The 17,821-nt window shown below is 45.3% G+C and carries 16 protein-coding genes; 8 read left to right on the top strand and 8 right to left on the bottom strand.

Translation table 11 applies throughout. The features are described from left to right. Positions 1-131: 131 nt before the first annotated feature. Complete coding sequence (locus EXW93_RS03770) at positions 132-1,283, top strand: cation:proton antiporter (RefSeq protein ID WP_055966971.1); 1,152 nt, start codon at positions 132-134, stop codon at positions 1,281-1,283. 57 nt (positions 1,284-1,340) lie between these two features. On the opposite strand, the gene EXW93_RS03765 is transcribed toward EXW93_RS03770, so the two are convergent. Further along, positions 1,341-2,114: an enoyl-CoA hydratase/isomerase family protein gene (locus EXW93_RS03765; protein WP_035398437.1), complete on the bottom strand. Its 774-nt coding sequence runs from the start codon at positions 2,112-2,114 to the stop codon at positions 1,341-1,343. Positions 2,115-2,307: 193 nt separating this feature from the next. On the opposite strand from EXW93_RS03765, the gene EXW93_RS03760 reads away from it, so the two are divergent. The 7 genes from EXW93_RS03760 to EXW93_RS03730 all read left to right on the top strand — a co-directional run bounded on the left by EXW93_RS03760 (position 2,308) and on the right by EXW93_RS03730 (position 9,008). Then, entirely contained in the window at positions 2,308-3,690 is a 1,383-nt protein-coding gene (locus tag EXW93_RS03760; protein ID WP_055966974.1) for an MATE family efflux transporter, read from the top strand. Continuing rightward, the gene (locus EXW93_RS03755; protein ID WP_035398441.1) at positions 3,650-4,117 is read left to right on the top strand and encodes an aminoacyl-tRNA deacylase; all 468 of its coding nucleotides are present in this window, start codon (positions 3,650-3,652) and stop codon (positions 4,115-4,117) included. The genes EXW93_RS03760 and EXW93_RS03755 overlap by 41 nt, the downstream gene beginning before the upstream one ends. A gap of 21 nt (positions 4,118-4,138) precedes the next feature. Continuing rightward, positions 4,139-4,885 carry a CDP-diacylglycerol--serine O-phosphatidyltransferase gene (gene pssA / locus EXW93_RS03750; protein WP_174316042.1) on the top strand — a complete coding sequence of 249 codons (747 nt, stop codon included), beginning with the start codon at positions 4,139-4,141 and terminating at the stop codon, positions 4,883-4,885. 136 nt (positions 4,886-5,021) lie between these two features. Next, positions 5,022-5,777, top strand: coding sequence for a carotenoid biosynthesis protein (locus EXW93_RS03745; RefSeq protein ID WP_023467400.1), 756 nt, complete (start codon positions 5,022-5,024; stop codon positions 5,775-5,777). Further along, on the top strand, positions 5,746-6,447 hold the full coding sequence (locus EXW93_RS03740; RefSeq protein WP_058712897.1) for a lysophospholipid acyltransferase family protein: 702 nt from the start codon (positions 5,746-5,748) through the stop codon (positions 6,445-6,447). The genes EXW93_RS03745 and EXW93_RS03740 overlap by 32 nt, the downstream gene beginning before the upstream one ends. After that, on the top strand, positions 6,444-7,520 hold the full coding sequence (locus EXW93_RS03735; RefSeq protein ID WP_023467398.1) for a glycosyltransferase family 2 protein: 1,077 nt from the start codon (positions 6,444-6,446) through the stop codon (positions 7,518-7,520). Before EXW93_RS03740 ends, EXW93_RS03735 begins: the two co-directional genes overlap by 4 nt. A 15-nt stretch (positions 7,521-7,535) precedes the next feature. Further along, positions 7,536-9,008: a phytoene desaturase family protein gene (locus EXW93_RS03730; protein ID WP_035398446.1), complete on the top strand. Its 1,473-nt coding sequence runs from the start codon at positions 7,536-7,538 to the stop codon at positions 9,006-9,008. Between the two features lie 421 nt (positions 9,009-9,429). Here EXW93_RS03730 and EXW93_RS03725 read toward each other — a convergent pair whose 3' ends face one another. From EXW93_RS03725 to EXW93_RS03695, 7 genes are all read right to left on the bottom strand, one after another. Further along, positions 9,430-10,263, bottom strand: a complete 834-nt coding sequence (locus EXW93_RS03725) for a phytoene/squalene synthase family protein (protein WP_023467396.1) — start codon at positions 10,261-10,263, stop codon at positions 9,430-9,432. Next, positions 10,223-11,704 (bottom strand): phytoene desaturase family protein, encoded by a 1,482-nt coding sequence (locus tag EXW93_RS03720; protein WP_023467395.1) that lies wholly within the window; start codon positions 11,702-11,704, stop codon positions 10,223-10,225. Before EXW93_RS03720 ends, EXW93_RS03725 begins: the two co-directional genes overlap by 41 nt. Continuing rightward, positions 11,701-13,191 (bottom strand): phytoene desaturase family protein, encoded by a 1,491-nt coding sequence (locus tag EXW93_RS03715; protein WP_035398449.1) that lies wholly within the window; start codon positions 13,189-13,191, stop codon positions 11,701-11,703. The genes EXW93_RS03720 and EXW93_RS03715 overlap by 4 nt, the downstream gene beginning before the upstream one ends. Positions 13,192-13,297: 106 nt before the next feature. Then, positions 13,298-14,296 carry a class I SAM-dependent methyltransferase gene (locus EXW93_RS03710; protein ID WP_023467393.1) on the bottom strand — a complete coding sequence of 333 codons (999 nt, stop codon included), beginning with the start codon at positions 14,294-14,296 and terminating at the stop codon, positions 13,298-13,300. 140 nt (positions 14,297-14,436) lie between these two features. Further along, positions 14,437-14,817, bottom strand: a complete 381-nt coding sequence (locus EXW93_RS03705; RefSeq protein ID WP_023467392.1) for a DUF1516 family protein — start codon at positions 14,815-14,817, stop codon at positions 14,437-14,439. Between the two features lie 84 nt (positions 14,818-14,901). Further along, the gene (locus EXW93_RS03700; protein ID WP_023467391.1) at positions 14,902-17,445 is read right to left on the bottom strand and encodes a HAMP domain-containing sensor histidine kinase; all 2,544 of its coding nucleotides are present in this window, start codon (positions 17,443-17,445) and stop codon (positions 14,902-14,904) included. Next, positions 17,426-17,803: a response regulator gene (locus tag EXW93_RS03695; protein ID WP_023467390.1), complete on the bottom strand. Its 378-nt coding sequence runs from the start codon at positions 17,801-17,803 to the stop codon at positions 17,426-17,428. Before EXW93_RS03695 ends, EXW93_RS03700 begins: the two co-directional genes overlap by 20 nt. Positions 17,804-17,821 lie beyond the last annotated feature (18 nt).

Below are 17,821 nucleotides of genomic sequence, written 5' to 3'. Positions count from 1 at the left end.
AGCCTGTACACTCACCTTCTAAAAAAGAAGTTTTGTGTCCAGGCTTTTTGTGTATCCGTTCTCCAGGAGAGAAACGAGTTAATGAATGCCAGCGAATTAGGGTATAGGGTACAGAAAGGAGGACATCCTCCATGGAAATTTTCTTTTACGCCGGTCTCATCCTCATCGGCTTATTTACGATCAGTTATTTGAGTGAACGATTCCATGTTCCGAGTATTCTGGCCTTCATCTTGATCGGAATCGTCCTTGGATTTTATTATGACCCTCCCGAAGAGCTGAAACTCGGAGGAGAAGCGGGCATCATCGTCCTGTTCTTTTTACTCGGTCTAAAATTTTCAGTGGCGGACTTGCTGATTCAGCTCCGTTCCATTTGGAAAGCAGGAGTCATCGATATTCTACTTTCGTTTGGTGGGACTATCCTGTTGACCCTATCGTTTGGCTTTTCAGTCGCCGAATCGTTTTTAATTGGCTGTGTCTTGTATGCGACGAGTTCTTCGATTTCAGCTCGACTGCTCGATCGGGAACCGGATAAACATCAGGATGTGAATCGCTTCGTGCTGTCCCTACTCGTCTTCGAAGATTTGATGGCACCGATCCTACTGACGACGGCACCGTTCGTTTTAGGGACTGAGACGTTCTCGGTAGCAAAAATTAGTATCATCTTTCTCGGATTTGGCTTCTTCTTCATTGCTTTAATCATCATGACGTTGTTCATCCGAAGACGGAAACGTCTCGTCGATTCACTCTATCGTCATCCCGATGCCGGCATCGGAATCATCGGGTTAATCTTGTTATTTTCCGGTATCGGTATTTTATTCGGCTTGTCAGAAGTACTTGGCGCCTTCATCATCGGTATTCTGTTAACCGAACTGGATGAGACGCGTTATCTTAGACGACTAGTCACTCCGTTTCAAGACTTATTATTACCATTGTTCTTTATCACGTTCGGAATGTCATTCGAGTTGACTGACGGATTACCGATTGATCTATTTTTCTTCGCTCTTGTCATTTGGGGAGTCGTCTCTAAATTCTTAGTCGGTTACCTCGGCGGAAGGTCCTTTGGTTTATCGAATTATCATGCGATCGAATCTGGCTTTTGTCTTGGTCCACGTGGTGAATTTTCGATACTTTTCATCACGCTCGCTAGTGGTGCATTCGTGACGTTGACCGGGATATACATTTTTGTTTCTGCTTTTCTTGGAATTCTACTATTCCGTATCTCTACAGGATTGACGAACCGTACACATGCGACCGCACGAAAAATCAAAAAGAAATTGAATTAAAAAGACGTCGGCGCATCGTGCGTTTCCGACGTCTTTCTTCTATAAAGTATGCTCGATTCATCGTCCGACAAAAACAGGGCGTTTTTTTTCGATGAAGGATTCAACAGCATGACGATGGTCTTCCGTTTTTCCAGCACGTGACTGATAGATGATTTCTTGAGCAAGCATTTCCTCCAAGTTATTTTCATAACTCGCTGCTTGCAGCTGCTTGATGTATCCGATCACTTTTGTCGGACGATCTGCCAGCTGACGAGCAAAAGCTGTGACCTCTTCTACAAATTTCTCTGATTCGATACTTCGTGTTGCTAGGTTGAGCGAAACGGCTTCTTCTGCTGAAATCGTGTCACCGAGTAACGCAAGCTCCGTTGCTTTTGCCGCACCGATTAGCCGGGGTAAGAAATACGGCGCTCCTGCATCCGGGACAAGACCGATATTGATGAATCCGAGCGATAATTTCGCTTCAGCGTGGACGAGCCGGAAATCGCAGGCGAGCGTTAGTGACAAACCGGCACCTGCCGCTACACCATTGATGGCAGCGATCGTCGGTTTTTTCGATTTAGCGAGCGCCCGAACGACAGGATGATAATACTGTTGTAGATATTCACCATGATCGAGCTCAGGCGAGACGGTTTTCAAATCTTGTCCTGCACAAAAACCACGTCCTTCACCAGTCAAGACGATGACACGTACTTCCTCATCCTGATTCGCTTCTTCTAGAGCGTCTGCCAACTCTTCTAGTAAATTCGACGTTAATGCATTCAGTTGTTTGGGTCGAGCTAGCGTTAGCGTTGCGATTTGATCCTTGACGACATAATGCATTTCTCGTTTCATCGGATTCCCCTACCTTTAAAAAATGAATGATTGTTCATTATGATGTATTCGTGATATTTTATGAAAATCCTTTTAAATCTCTTTTTTTTCGATGAAAGACAAAAAACCCTCTTTCATTATGAAAATCGAAGGCGTATAGTTTCAAAAAGATAAAGAAACACTATTCGTTTTATGAAACAAAGGGGATTTATTTATGAAAACAGTCAAGCAACCAAGCTTATTCCACATTACGTGGCCATTATTCATTGAGATTGCATTGCATATGAGCCTCGGGATCATTGCAACGTTGATTTTAAGTTATTACTCGGATAGCGCTGCTGCAGCAGTCGGTGTATCCAATCAAATTTTGAATATCTTCATTATTCTCTTTAACATCACCTCGGTCGGTGCAACGATCATCATTGGTCAGTACCTCGGTGCAAGAAAGACGCAAAACGCTCGTCAAACGGCTCGTTCTGCTTTTGCGATTAACTTGTATACCGGTCTCATCGTTTCTCTGACCGTCGTGTTGTTCGGAAGACAACTTCTTGGATTTTTCTCGTTAGAAGGAGAGACGCTCGTCTATGGCGAAACGTTCATTAAGATCGTTGGTCTATTCCTTTTCTTAGAAGCCATCTCATTGACACTGGGTGCGATTCTCCGGAGTCATGGATTCACTAAAAATGCTATGTACGTCACGCTACTCATGAATTTCGTTAGTGCTTTTGGTAACGTCATCGCTGTTCTTGGACTCTTCGGCATTCCCGTTCTCGGTGTTGCTGGTGTCGCTTGGTCGATTGTCGTCGCCCGGACAATCGCTGTCCTTGTGTTGTTCTTTGTCGTTTACCGCAAACTTTCTTTACGTTTTACAGTAAAAGACTTGATTCATTTTAATCGTGAAGATGTGAAACGAATCATGAACATCGGAATCCCATCTGCTGGTGAAGGGATCTCCTATCAATTCTCACAACTCATCATCACAGGATTCATCGCAACAATTGGTGAAGCAGCGTTGTCTGCTCGTGTTTATGTATCAAACATCACGATGCTTTGTTTCCTATTCACGCTTGCCATCGCTCAAGGAACGCAGTTACTCGTCGCACGCCAAGTTGGTGCGCAACAATTTGAACAAGCATATGGACGTGCTGTGAAAACATTGAAGATTGCTGTTTTCGCAAGCTTCATCTCAGCTGTCGCTCTTGCTTCATTCGGTTCATCGATTCTATCAGTGTTCACATCGAGTCCTGAAATCATTGCAATCGGTATCCCACTACTCTGGGCAAGCGTCATTCTTGAACCAGGTCGCGCGATGAACATCGTGCTCATGGGAACTCTTAAATCGGCAGGAGATGTTCGTTTCCCTGTCGCCATCGGTATTCTATCGATGTGGGGAATCGCGGTCGTCCTCAGTTATACGCTTGGTCTTGGTTTCGGTCTTGGATTACTTGGAATCTGGATTGCCTTCTCTGCTGACGAATGGTTCCGTGGCATTTTCGCCATGAAGCGTTGGCATGGACGGAAATGGGTCCAATACTCACTCGTCAAAGGAGAAACACATGAGCAAAACGAACGTCGAGAGGCTTCTGAAGCAGTCTAAGATTGACTTCGAATCCCTCACTTATCCTGTTGATCTTGATGATTTATCTGCTGAAGCCGTCGCTAGAAAGATTAATTACCCCCTTTCGACCATTTTTAAAACCCTTGTTTTGAAAATGGTCGAAAATAAATATGTCTTCGTCGTCATTTCGGGGGAAGAAGAACTCTCTCTAAAGGCAGCGGCTAAAGCATTGCATTCGAAAAAAGTCGCGCTTGTTCCGATGAAGGAGTTAGAAGGCCTGACTGGCTATATTCGAGGCGGTGTCTCTGCAATCGGTGCTAAGAAGAATTTTCAGGTTCTCTTATCGGATCGTGCTATCCATGAACCATTCATCATCATATCCGCTGGAAAACGTGGACATCAAGTTCGGTTGAATCCTCATGATTTTTTATCTTTCACTCAGGGGATTCTCTTTACGAACGGCTGAATTCCATCTCCTAATTATGGTATGATGAGTAGTATCGATGAAGTGGCAGGAGGAATCATTTTGTGGAAAGATCGTGTTCGTAATTCAATACCCAACCTATTTACGTTCGGAAATCTGTATTGTGGTTTTTTAGCCATCGTCATGGCAGCAAAAGGTGATTTTCAAAATGCCACCTTACTAATCGTCATCGCGATGATGCTTGATAGTCTGGATGGACGTCTTGCTCGGATGCTTGGTGTAGCAGGCGACTTCGGAAAAGAACTGGACTCATTAGCAGATATCGTGACATTCGGTGTCGCACCTGCAATGATGGCCTACTATACGTATTTCTATGAATTCGGAGAAGTTGGTTTACTAATCTCTGCTCTGTTCCCGTTGTTTGGCGCATTTCGTCTTGCTCGTTTTAATTTATCGGCAACGAATGTGGCATCTGCTTATTTTTCAGGTGTACCGATTACAGCGGCAGGTGGTATTTTGGCCGTCGTCACGTTGTTTAGCGGACGAATGAACGACTTGATGGTCCCACTCGTCTTTACAGGTCTTGCCTTCTTGATGGTCAGTCGTGTCAAGATTCCAAGTTTTAAAGACATTCCCGTTCCGCGCCATACGTTCGTCATCACCTTTACGTTGCTGTACGTGACGTATGTCATGATTGCGCGTAGCAATGAGTGGTCGACGTTTTGGTTCGTTGCTGTTCCGTTGTATATCGCGTTTCTCCTTTTCTCGTTCATCAAAAAGAAGAAGCAAAAACAACATTCAAACGGATGATGATAGGAAGTGGTTCGGTTTCTCTTGCGAGAAGCCGGACCACTTTTTTTATAAGACCGCTTCTCCCTCGCTCGTTTTCAAGATATATGGGTATACTTATGACAGAAGCTATTTTGGAAATGGAGGAATGTCACGCATGGAGCAGTTTCATAAACGTCTTTGGATTTTCTTTTCGATTTGGTTCACCATCGGCTTGATCTTAGTCGGTTTTTCGTTACTTCCCCCTTGGCTCGAGTGGGCCAATGCCGTCTTTTTATTCGCTTCCGGCTTATACGCAGCTCTCTATTTTTGGCATGTCTTACCGAAGGGGCGTCTTGTCATCCCCTTTATCTTCTTTGGTTCGATCATCATTGAGTCGATTGGGGTCCATACCGGTTGGCCGTTCGGAACATATCGTTACGAGTCGGATTTCGGTGTCCAATTATTAGGTGTACCGATTACGATCGGGGCTGCATGGCTATCGGTCATGGGGGCGAGTCTCGCTTTCTCCCGTTTGTTCTCGTTTCGCTATAGTACATTGATTCTCGTTCCATTGTTTGCCGTCTGGCTCGATTTAGCGATCGATCCTGTTGCTGCTAACGTGAAATCGTATTGGCTTTGGCAAGACGGTGGCTGGTATTACGACATTCCGACACAGAATTTCTTCGGGTGGTATGGAACGGCGCTCGTCTTTTCCTTTTTCATCAATCGATATCAAGTCAAGGCGACGGATGCCGCACTCGAACAAAACAATCAGTATCTCTTTTTGATGTTGCACACTTTATTCGGTGTAACAGCAGGAGTTGCTGGTCTCTATGGCGTCACTTTGGTCAGCTTAAGTGCATTCATCGTCTATTTCATTGTGAAACGAGGGGTTATCGTTGAAAGAAGCAAACAAAAGCAAATTAGCTGAATCCGTATTTCATACGTATGTCGATCATGCTTTGATCCGACGTCATTTCCACCGTGTCTTATATCGAGCAGACGATTTACCTGTCCCGGGTCTCATGCTTGCTACACACAGTTCTTGGTGGGACGGTATGATTCTTTTTCATTTGGATCAGACCTGTTTCCATCACGACCCCTATGTCATGATTGATCAAGCAGGGCTTGCTCGTTTCCCGTTTTTCTCCCGTCTCGGAGCTTTCTCTGTTGACCGGACATCATTCGCTGATATCAAGACAAGCCTTCATTATGCAAAAGAACGACTTCAAAATGGCAGCAGCGTCTGGATGTTTCCTCAAGGCGAAGAACGTCATCAAGAGGACCGTCCGCTTCGCTTAGCAAGTGGTGCCACACATTTGACGCGTCATACGGATTACGTGTCTCTCGTCGCCTTTTATTATTCATATGGTCATGAACAGCAACCGGACGTCTATATCCGGACGCGTCGCTTTCATCCATTACCTGACGAACGGTCAAGTGCTCAGGCAAAACGACTGACAGCAGAACTAACTGATTTATACGACGACATTCGAGCAGATGCAATTGCGGAACGTGTTGATTTGTATCGCTGTATCTCTACCCGAAGGGAACCACTTCCTGCACGAACGGAGCGCTGGTTACGGGCACTTCGGTCATGAGTTGGTTCTTTCTCTTCTTCGCTCTAGCTGTCTGTCTCTATACATGGATCAATTTAGCTTTTCTACCACGATTAACGGATCCCGTTCAACCAGATAGTCTAGCAATCTGTATCCCGTTACGGAATGAGGAGCGTAATGTACGAAAATTATTAGACGCATTAGAACCTGCTCTGACACCAGGGATGCACGTTTACTTATATGAAGACCGCTCGACCGATCGGACGCGTGAGTTATTGCTCGATCGGATTGGTCAAGACGACCGTTTTACAGTGATTGATGGTCTTCCCTTACCAGCAGGCTGGGCAGGAAAGGTTCATGCATGTCATCAACTCGCGAAACGAACGACAGAGGACTATCTGTTATTTCTCGATGCTGATGTGACACTGACACCTGATGCGATTTGTCGCTTATACGGAACGTTACGAACAGAACGAGCCGTTTTCCTTTCCGGTTTCCCGTCCTTTCCTGTACCGACGTTTCTCGGAAAGTGTTTGATTCCAATGCAACATGTTCTTATCGCGCAACATCTTCCGATTCCGTTTCGCAAAGTGAAGCATCCAGCGTTTGCTGCAGCCAACGGCATGGTCGTTCTCGTCGAACGACACGCGTATGACCAAGTCGGTGGACATGAAAGCATCCAATCGGCTCTCGTTGACGATTTAGAACTTTGTCGTACGTTTAAACGACACGGGTTGACGACGACGCTCGTCGAAGTCGCCCCAGCAGTCTCTTGTGATATGTACGCCACGAACGAAGAAGTCTGGCAAGGTTTTCTAAAGAATGTCTTTCGTGGGATGAACGATTCTTATATCGTCGGATCATACTTTCTACTCTTTTACTTGGTTCAAGCAAGTGTCCTACCTTATCTCATCCTCCACCCATCCTGGCAGATGGGTTTCGCACTGATTCTTCTTTATTTAGCACGATTTCAAATCGATCGTGCGGCACGAATCCGACATGTTTGGTGGCTCCATCCACTGGCGGTATTCCTTTATGTCATCTTGCTAGCAAGTGCGATGATTCGAAGCTTTAGGAAACGGGAAATCACATGGAAGGGTAGGACCTATTCATAAGGAGGAATCAGTAGCATGAAACATATAGCTGTCATCGGAGCCGGTCTTGGTGGACTCAGCGCTGCTATCTCATTAGCAGCAAAAGGATTTCGCGTCACGGTCATCGAGCGCAATACACATATCGGCGGCAAAATGATGCCAATCGTCACAGAAGGACATCGCTTCGATTTTGGTCCGAACACGATCACGATGCCGGAAGTTTTTCAGTCTGTCATTCTTGAATCCGGTGCGGATCCCGATGAGTACTTTACATTCACGAAACTTGAGCGTCATACGGTCAATCACTTTTCCGACGGAAGAACATTAACATTCTCGTCTGGACGCGAAGCGATGCGGACAGAAGTAGATCGTTTCACGAACGGTCAGTTGGCGAAGAACGATATTACGGGTTACCAAGAAGAAGTGGCGAAGTTGCATACGATCGCAAAACAACAATTCTTTACGAATATTGATTCGTATATCCGCCCCTCCCTCTGGCGAGACATGTTGAAAGTGCATCCCTTTCAAAACCTTCATGGGTTGCATAAGCACTACTTTAAGGATAAAGGGTTAATTCAGGCACTCGATCGTTATGCGACGTATATCGGGAGTAGTCCGTATCAAACACCCGCTACCTTCAGTTTAATCGCTCATTTAGAACTAAATGACGGTGTCTACTTCACAAATGGCGGTAATACAGCAATCGCAGAAGGGTTCGCCCGACGTGCAAAAGAACTAGGTGTCGTCTTCCGTCTTGGCGATGAAGTGACACAGATCGAAGTCGTCGATGGACAAGCAACGGAAATTGAATTGAATCACTTGGAATATCTCCCAGTTGACTTCGTCGTCATGAACGGTGATTTGTTGACACAATATCCACGTCTGATCTCAGAAACGGCACGACCTGATTTTAAAAATCCGACACCTGCTCAAGTCGAACCATCGATTTCGGCCTACGTCCGATGCATCGGTCTCTCACGTCGAATCGAAGGGCTGGCTCATCATAACGTCTTCTTCTCTTCGGATTACGAAGCTGAGTTCAAGGCACTCTTTGATGAAAAACGTTACGCTGAGGAGCCGACGATCTATATCTCGAATTCTTCCGTCACAGCACCAGAAATGGGACAAGCGGGTGACAACTTATTCGTGCTCGTCAATGCACCGGCAACAGATACTGGACATGCGATTGATTTTGATACGTATGATCAACTGATCAATCAACGATTGCAGTCCTTTGGAATTGATATTTCTTCCGATGTCGTCTTCGAGCAACGGGTCACGCCACAGGATATCGAACAAACCTTCTTTGCCTATCACGGCTCATTGTATGGCTTGTCATCCAATGGCATCCGGTCGTCTTTCCTCCGTCCGAGCAACCGTTCAAAGAATGTTCACAATTTGTTTTTTGCCGGTGGATCAACGCATCCTGGTGGTGGTAGTCCAATGGTGACGCTTTCAGGAAAACTAGCAAGTGAACGAATCGTCTCCGCTGTCGCCGCTACCCTGTGAACGTTATGTGAATTGCATATCAATCACTTGTACGGACAACTAAGATTTGATACGATTACTTCGAGTTCAAGAGGTAGTGATTGACCCCACATCCTCAATCAAGCGCAAGGTGACTTCCCCGAGTCAAGAGCGTTGAAGAACTTACTTTTTCTAACCAGCGAAATCAAATGGGACCCACCCATTTCATCACGTGACTCATCGTGTGTCCATTCGCATGACTTACGACGTTCCCCCTTAGATCGTCTCATCCGAATGGTCCACAGATAGCTCGATAAAGAAAAGACCATCCCCGTGGTCGAAACAGACCTATCTCGTAGTCCAGATGTTCGCTCTGGTGTAGAAGTAATCTGAGACTCCCCGGTCTCAGACCATAGAAAAAAGACCTTGGTCCCCGCCAAGGTCTTTTTTCTATGGTCATGTATTAAATCGTTGCAAGTAACTTCATTTTTTGCCAACGGCTGACGTACGCCCGTTTTGTAAAGACGTCGTAGTGATTATCCCGCGCTGCATCGAGTATACCACGGTACAGGAAGGCAGCAGCCTTCAGAGCACGCCGACTCTCTCGTGGATACCGTTCAAACGATGGAATCGCTGCGTCATACAGATGCTCTGCTCGAAGTGCAACCTCTTCCCAGAGACCGATGAAGTCTCCTGAAGGACGACCAGCGAGTAACGACTCCGCTGTGACACCGTATGTCTCCATCCATGAATGAGGCAAGTAGATACGGCCGCGTTTTGCATCTTCACCAACATCTCGTAAAATATTCGTTAATTGCATCGCGATTCCAAGATCGATAGCAGACTTACGGAGATCAGGCTGTTGCGGTGCAAGGATGGGCAACAACATCAAACCGACCGTACTCGCTACGTAGTAGCTGTATTGCTCTGTCTCTTCAAGCGTCTGATAACGATTTTTCTCGATATCCCAACGCATCCCTTCCGCGAGCTCAAGGAATGGTGTCTCATCCATTTCATAACGTCCAAATACGTCTGCCAACGCAATCCATAACGGTTTATCTAATACTTCGCCATCACGGAATCGTTTGAATTCATTCAAGAAAGCTAGTAAACTCTCTTTCGGCGTATCCGACTCATCGACGGTATCATCGAGGAACCGGCAAAATGTATAGATGGCATAAACAGCTTGTCGATCTGCTTTTGGTAAGAGTGAAAAGGCTTTATAGAACGTCTTAGATCCGGACTGAATGACTTCCTCACATTTGATATACGCGTTCTGGATCGTCACTGAATTCATGTTTCCACCCCATCTCTTGTTCCATTCGGTTTACGAGTATCGTTGCGCCCATCATGACGACTGGTACTCCTCCACACGGATGCACCGATGCACCGACGGCATATAATCGATCGATATCCGGATACGGTTTTGCCTGTGTCTTTAAGGCAGCCGATTGGCGAATCGTCGGCGCAATCCCAAAACTACCTCCCTGATATAATCCAAAGGCCTGTGCATCATTCGGTGTACGAATCTTCATTTCTTGTATCTTTTCCCGGAATCCCGGATGATGATGCTCGATTTTTTCAAGTACAGTCTCAATGAAGTCTACTTCTTCATAATCTTCTACACCATAGCCTCGCGGAGAAGGAATTAATGAGTAGACGACACTATCGTCTGTTCCTGTTAAACTACGGTCAATCCGACTCGGATGGAACAGATAGACTGCCGGATGTTCTGGTAATCGTCCTTTTTTAAAGATATTCGTCATGAGCGGTTCCAAGTCGTTTGGCATCAAAAAGCGATGCACCGGTAAATCGACTTTCCCTTTCATCTTGAAATACAGCAGTAGCGTACCGCCTGAAGGCGTATAGGTCTTAGGTTGTTTACCTTCTACAAGACGTTCCATCAATGGAAACTCTCCGTTTAATACGATTTGATCGAATGCTTCCTGTGTGCCATCTTGTAAGACGATTTCCTTCGCCTGTCCTTGGTCGATGACGATTCGTTCAACGGGTGCTTCGAAGACGAATCGGACACCACGTTCGACTAATGTGTCGTACATGCGTTCAGCAAGCGAGAAATAGCCACCTTTTACATACCAGACACCTTCTGCTTGTTCCCGGTACGGAATCAAACCGTAAATCGATGGTGTTGTATAAGGGTTTCCGCCGATATAAAATGTCGGAAAACTGTATGCCATGCGCAAATATTTACTCTTGAAGTATCGCTTCAAATGGTCATGTGCAGTCTCTAGAGCATGCATCTGTAATAATGGACGCATCATGTCTGGGTGCAACAACTCCGTCTTCCGACGATAACCACGTTCTAAAAATTTCGATACACTCGTCTCATAATCCTTTTCTTTTTGATGCATGAATTCATAAAATCCACGACCTTCACCGAATTGACGTTCGATCGCGATCGCTTGATCCACGACATCGGCTACTTTCGTAACGACCGTACCATCGTCGAAGTGAAGGTCATACAATGGATCGACCCGTTCAAGTTCTACTCCCGTAACTCCGGCTTCTGCCAACTGCTCTTTTAACTTGCCTGGCATCAGAACGATCGTCGGACCTTCATCGATGCGGCCACCCGATTCAAAATCGACGGATCGTAATCGACCACCGACATGCGCTTCTTTTTCAAAAATCGTAATCTCGACTCCAGGATGTCTTGCTGTCAGCAAAAGCGCTGCATGCAGTGTACCGACACCGGCTCCTACGAATCCTATCTTCATGTCCGCACCCCTTCTTTTTTGAGCACGAGTTCTGCCGTAATACGCGCGGATTCGAAAATCGTCGGTAATCCGCTACCCGGATGTGTGCCACCTCCGACGAGATACAGATGATCGAGCTCTTCAAATTGATTATGCGGTCGGAAATACATCATCTGTGTCAACTGATGACCGAGATTGAATGTCGCGCCTTGATGAATCCCCATCGCTTCCCAGTCGTCTGGCGTGAACATCTCTTCGACTTCGATTGCCGCTTCAATCCCTTGATATGGTGAACGCGTTTCAAGAGCGTCCAGAACACGGCGACGTAGCTTCGGTCCTTCGATCGACCAATCAAGTTCCGAGTAATTGTTCGGTACCGGCACTAGGACATACATAGCAGACTTGCCTTCAGGTGCTAGCGTTGAATCAATCACGGATGGATTTTGGACATAGAATGAAAAGTCATCCGACAATTCTAAAGTCTGCGTCATCTCGCGAACGTTTTTCTCATAATCCTCTGCAAAGTAAATCGTATGGTGTGGTGCATCGAACGTCCGGTTGACACCAAGGTATAACATGAACGTCGAACACGAGAATTTTTTGCGGTCAATTTTTGGTCGGGACCATTTTTTCAAAACCCCTTCCGGCACCAGATGATTCATCGCATGTGCGAAATCGGCGCCGATGATGACTTCATCGAATAACTCATGTTGACCTGACTCGAGGATGACTCCTTCGACAGCTTTTCCGTTTAAAATCAATTGTTCGACGCCCGCACCCAACTGTACGGTTCCGCCTAGCTCCTCAATCGCACGTTGCATTGCAAGCGGTACTTGATGCATCCCACCAATCGGATGGTGGACACCGTAAGCATGTTCCATGTAAGACAAGATCGAAAAACCACCCGGACATTCCCAAGCTGACATGCCTAAGTATTTCGCTTGGAATGTAAAGGAATACTTCAATTCTTCGCTCGTGAAGTAATCGGATAAAACATCATAAAGCGATCGTCCGAGCGATAGGCGTGGCAGTGCCGTTAAGACACGCGGTGATAAGTAATCCGTCAGCCGATCGTGACGTGTCTGTAAGATTGGCATGAGTTTTCCAAGCTTAAGTGCTTGCTCTGCCATGAATCGATCGTACCCTTCTCCGTTTCCAGGAAATTGTCGTTCGATTGCCTCTTTCATCCGGTCCCGATCCGTCGTCATCGTAAACTCCTCTGTTCCTCCTTTGAAATAGAGTGTATACATCGGATCAAGTGCCTTTAAATCTAAATAATCTTCTAACCGAAGACCGGCTTCGTGAAAAACGTTTTCTAAAATATGCGGCATATTAAGGAATGTTGGTCCTCGATCGAACGTATAGTCACCTAGCTTGACGGCAGAAGTTCGTCCACCGACTTGCGTTTGTTTTTCGTAAACGGTGACGTCTACTCCTTTTCCTGCTAATAACAAGGCACATGCAAGTCCCCCAGGTCCTGCTCCAATCACTGCTACGCGTCGCTTCACCCAAATCTCTCCTTTTTATCTCTCATCGTTTCAACTATTATACTAAGCACATAGTAAAAGCAACAAATTTAAACTGTCTTCCAACTGTAAAAACGCCAGACTTCGCTTAGGAAGTGGCGTTTGCAGTGACGATATACCAGGCACCTTCTTTTAAGAATGGTGTGATCGAAATGTTTTCAAACCCAGCTTTCGTTAGATCTTCTTTCAATTCTTCCTTACTTGGTAATGGATACAGATTCTCATGCAACGTCATGAAGGCATTGAATGCTGCTGAGAAAGGTGCACCATGTGAACTGTCACGTAATGGTGTGACGAGAATGACTGTTCCATCATCCTTGACGAAACGACGAACTCCTTTTAATAGTGCAAGGCGTTCCGGTTGCGGGAAGTAATACAAAATATTATTCATCATGACACCGTCATATGTCTCTTTCACATCAAACGTTTTGATGTCTCCAACGACAAAATCAATCTCTCCGCTCGTATCTCGTCGTTTTGCTTCTGCGATGACGGATTCTTCAATATCGATTCCGGCAAGTCGTAAGTCCGGCAATGCCTCATGGATTTTACGGAGATACCCACCATAAGCACAACCAATATCAAGTAGTGAGGTCAGATTACGACTCCGAATGATATGGCGTACTGCTGGGAAAGCAACAGTCTCAACGAGAGCTGAAGTTTCAGCTACGATGTCTCCATGTTCCTCTCCATTAAAAGTCTTTTGTTGACCCTCTTCTAAAAATTGAGGATAAGAGAATAATGCTGGCAAGTGCAACTCCATCATTTCCGATAACATGAATCCGATACTCCGATCGTCTGATTGAGAGAGTTCCGGAAGAACATGGCGAGTCGCTGTATAGCGTAAATCTTTTTTCTTCAAGTGACCGACTGCAACGCCGACTTCGAACCAGCGGGATAACGCTTCCTGTGTCAGCGGACGCTGCATCCGTAGCTGTGCCTCTGCTTGTGTTGCTCCTGTTTGAAGAGCATCGAATAATCCATATTTATAACCGATATACCCATGCCAAAGTGGTAACACCGGTTCTGCGCGTTTCATCCATTTTCGTGCTCGGAAAACTTTCGTCCATTCCTTCAACTGTGCCACAAGCGTTCCCCTCTCTACTGTTTAATACATCCCTTTTCCCAAATAACAACCACTTGTAAACAAAAATTACTAACGAACATGACAAAAAGAGTCCTTTTCAACCTATGAGGTCGAAAAGGACTCTTTGATCCCGCATGAACTTAGAAGAATTTCATACCGTATGGGAGTGAATAGCCTAGGAATACTGTCACAAGGACGAGCACGATGAATCCGATGACGAAACCGGAATAAGCTTTTCCTTTTTTAAGTCGAACAAGTGTCAACTCTCCGAAGATGAGCGATAGTAAGCCAAGTGTAATCTTCGCATGGTAGAGTGGGTCTGGATTTTCAGACATCCCCATAATTTTGATGTACAGATAAAGACCTGTCGCGAACGTCAATAAGAGCAACAGACGGAATGCCATATGAATCCCTTTTGCAGCTTTTTTGTTGTTCTTGTACATCGAAAAAGCGACGAAGAACGTAACCAATAAAAGTACCCAAAGTAAGACGTGTGTGTGAACGAATGCTGTGATTGGCATTTCATTTCCTCCTTTCTTTTCCTATTTCATCGTATCTGATTTCAGGACGAACACCTAGTGTTATTTTGTTGATATATGGTTTTTTCAGGAGATTGTCACATGTGTAGACTGGACAAGTGGGAATTTGACGGTAAAAAGACTACCTTCCTTCACGACTGACTCGACATGAATTTCTCCACCATGACCCGTGACGATTTCCTTACAGATAGCTAGTCCTAGACCAGTCCCACCAATTTTTCGACTATCCGAGTTATCGACGCGATAGAACTTTTCGAATAGACGACTCAGCGATTGTTCTGGAATTCCGATTCCCTCATCTCGAACTTGAAGAATGACTTGATCAAGTGATGTCGTGAGTACGACATCGATCGCACCACCAGATGGTGAATATTTCACCGCATTATTCAATAAATTATTGAGCAACTGTCTGATTTTTTCTTCGTCTGCTTCAATGACAGGCAACTGATTTCCCTCGTGACGGAACGTAATCCGATGAGCCTGTGTCGAAGCCGCATAAAATTGTGTCGTTTCTTCAGCAATCGTATAGATGTTCACGGATGCTTTTTTATACGATTGTGTGCCCGACTCCATGCGCTGGACATCTAAGAAATCATTGACGAGATTCGCAAGACGTTCCGTTTCGGAATGGATCGTCCGCAAATATCGATCTTGGCGCGACTCTTCGATGTCTCGGTTGAGCATGAGTTCTGTAAATCCGTAAATCGAAGAGAGTGGCGTCCGAAGTTCATGAGAGACAGTTGAAACGAGTTCTGATTTCAAACGATCCATTTCAGTCTCTTTCGTCACATCACGCATGACGAGCATCGTTCCTTTATGTACGTGATGGATGTGGATCACCTCGACATAAAATTGAATGAATACCGTTTCGTTTCGAATCGAGAACTGTAAACTATCAGTCGGTAATTCTCCACGCAGAACTGCATCAACATAACGGCTAAAGACTTCTGGTTCGTCGACAACGGATCGAATGACTTCTAAGCACGTTTGCAATGTCTCCTGTTCAGTCTGGACACCATAACGTAATTCCGGGAATAAATCGTATAATGGTCGATTGACGAAGACCTCTTCTTTACCCGGTTCAAGATAGATGACGGCCTCTCGAATCGAATCGAGAATCCGCTCCGTCTTCGTTTTCTCTTTCGTCATCTCGTCAAACAGACGCATCCGTAAAAGCGATAGCGATAATTGGCGGGAGAAGGACATGACATCACGCATCTGTTCGTTCGTAAACTGATCGCGGTAACGGACAAGGTAGATGTACGCAATGATATCATCTGCAGTGGGGTCGAGAATCGGTACAGCTGTTTCGTACATATAGTACGGATATGGCAATGGATGATTGCTTGCGACTTGTTTAGAAGAATGAACAGGTGACTTTAGTGACTCAGCTCGTTTTAAGAGAGACGCATCGTTTTGAAGCAGCTGTTCTGCCAATTCATCCGTCATTCCATACGTAACGACAGAATAACTATCTTCTTCATCAACAAATACTAATGCACCAATCTCAGAATCCGTGATCGTGACGAGCTTCTCGATGATTTCCGGATAAGCAGTCAACGACTCACGCGCCGCGAGCGTTTCTGTCAAATCATTCCGATACTGCAGATGTTGCTCATTCCGCATCGTCAGCTCTAATGCTTCTTCGAGTTCTTCTTGCTGTGCTTGTAATTCTTCCTGCTGTGCTTGCAATTCTTCCTGTTGCGCTTGTAATTCTTCATTTTTCGCTAATAAATGCTGCTTGTTCTCGGAAATCGAACTTGCCATCTGATTGAAGGATAACGCCAGAATTCCGATTTCATCTTTACGATTCGGTACTTTGACGCTCGAAACATCTTCACCGTTCGCAAGCCGTTGACTGTTCTTGACGAGAGATAATAATTCCATCGTGATGCGGCGGATAAACGGATAAATAAAGAAAATCAAGACGGCAAGTAAGACGACGATATTCGCTAACCAAATCAGCTGTGTCGTCCGGATTTCCCGTTCCAGTTGGTCGCTCGTCCGTTGTGCCCAATCCTCTAAAAATTCACGATAACCGCCGAGTGCTAGCTCGCTCTTATTGATTTCCGAGAGTACATCAATGTTTCCTTGAGCATCTAATTGAATCTTACCTTCAGCTAATAATCGCTGACCAAGTGGCAGTTCAGCAAGTGTTGTTCCTTTTAAGAAGGATTCCGTGACATCTCCAGATTCTTTCGCTTCGACATACGATTGAATAAGCGGCAAAATCGCATCGAAATAATAACCATACAATTCTCTCGAGGACTGGGCGAATGCCTTTCCTTGATCATAAATCGCATTTTTTTCGAACCATTCTGTTTGCTGATCAATCTTATCTTGTTGAGCCATGACTTGATTGTATAGATCACCATTCCCCATCAAGGCATAACCGCGCATGTTGAACTGGACATCCTGCCACTCTTCCCATAAAGCACCCGCACGTGCACTCCGGTCACGGATATCTTCTAATTTCGCCCGAGTCGCCTGCAGTTTCGTATCGGTGTAGTTGTAGACGATCAATGATGAAATCATCAATGTAGCTAATACGACATAAAAGGAGGCCATGAGTTGACGTCCGATTTTTCGATTAATCCACTTGGTGATCACTCAGTATTCCTCCCACGACATCAATCAGTTCTAACGGACTAAAGGGCTTCGAGAAAAAGTAATTCGCTCCGATTTCTTCTGCTCGTTCGCGGTCTGATTGTTGACTTTTAGCCGTCAACATCATGATTTTTAAGTGTTGCTTATCTGGATGTTGTCGGACTTTTTCGATGACTTCAATCCCTGTCATTCCAGGCATCATGTAATCGAGTAAAACGAGATCATACTCAGCGTTCATGATTTTTTGATACGCTTCGTCACCGTCCGTCGCTTCGTCAATCGTATATCCTTCATCTTCTAGTGTATCGAGTACTAACATGCGTAAGACATCTTCGTCTTCTGCTAATAAAATACGCGCCATCTATTAAAACCTCCCAAA

It is taken from the genome of Exiguobacterium sp. JMULE1 (assembly GCF_013337175.1).
Taxonomy (GTDB): Bacteria; Bacillota; Bacilli; order Exiguobacteriales; family Exiguobacteriaceae; genus Exiguobacterium_A; species Exiguobacterium_A indicum.
The sequence above is the reverse complement of the archived record's forward strand: the minus strand, read 5'-3'. Positions and strand labels throughout refer to the sequence as shown.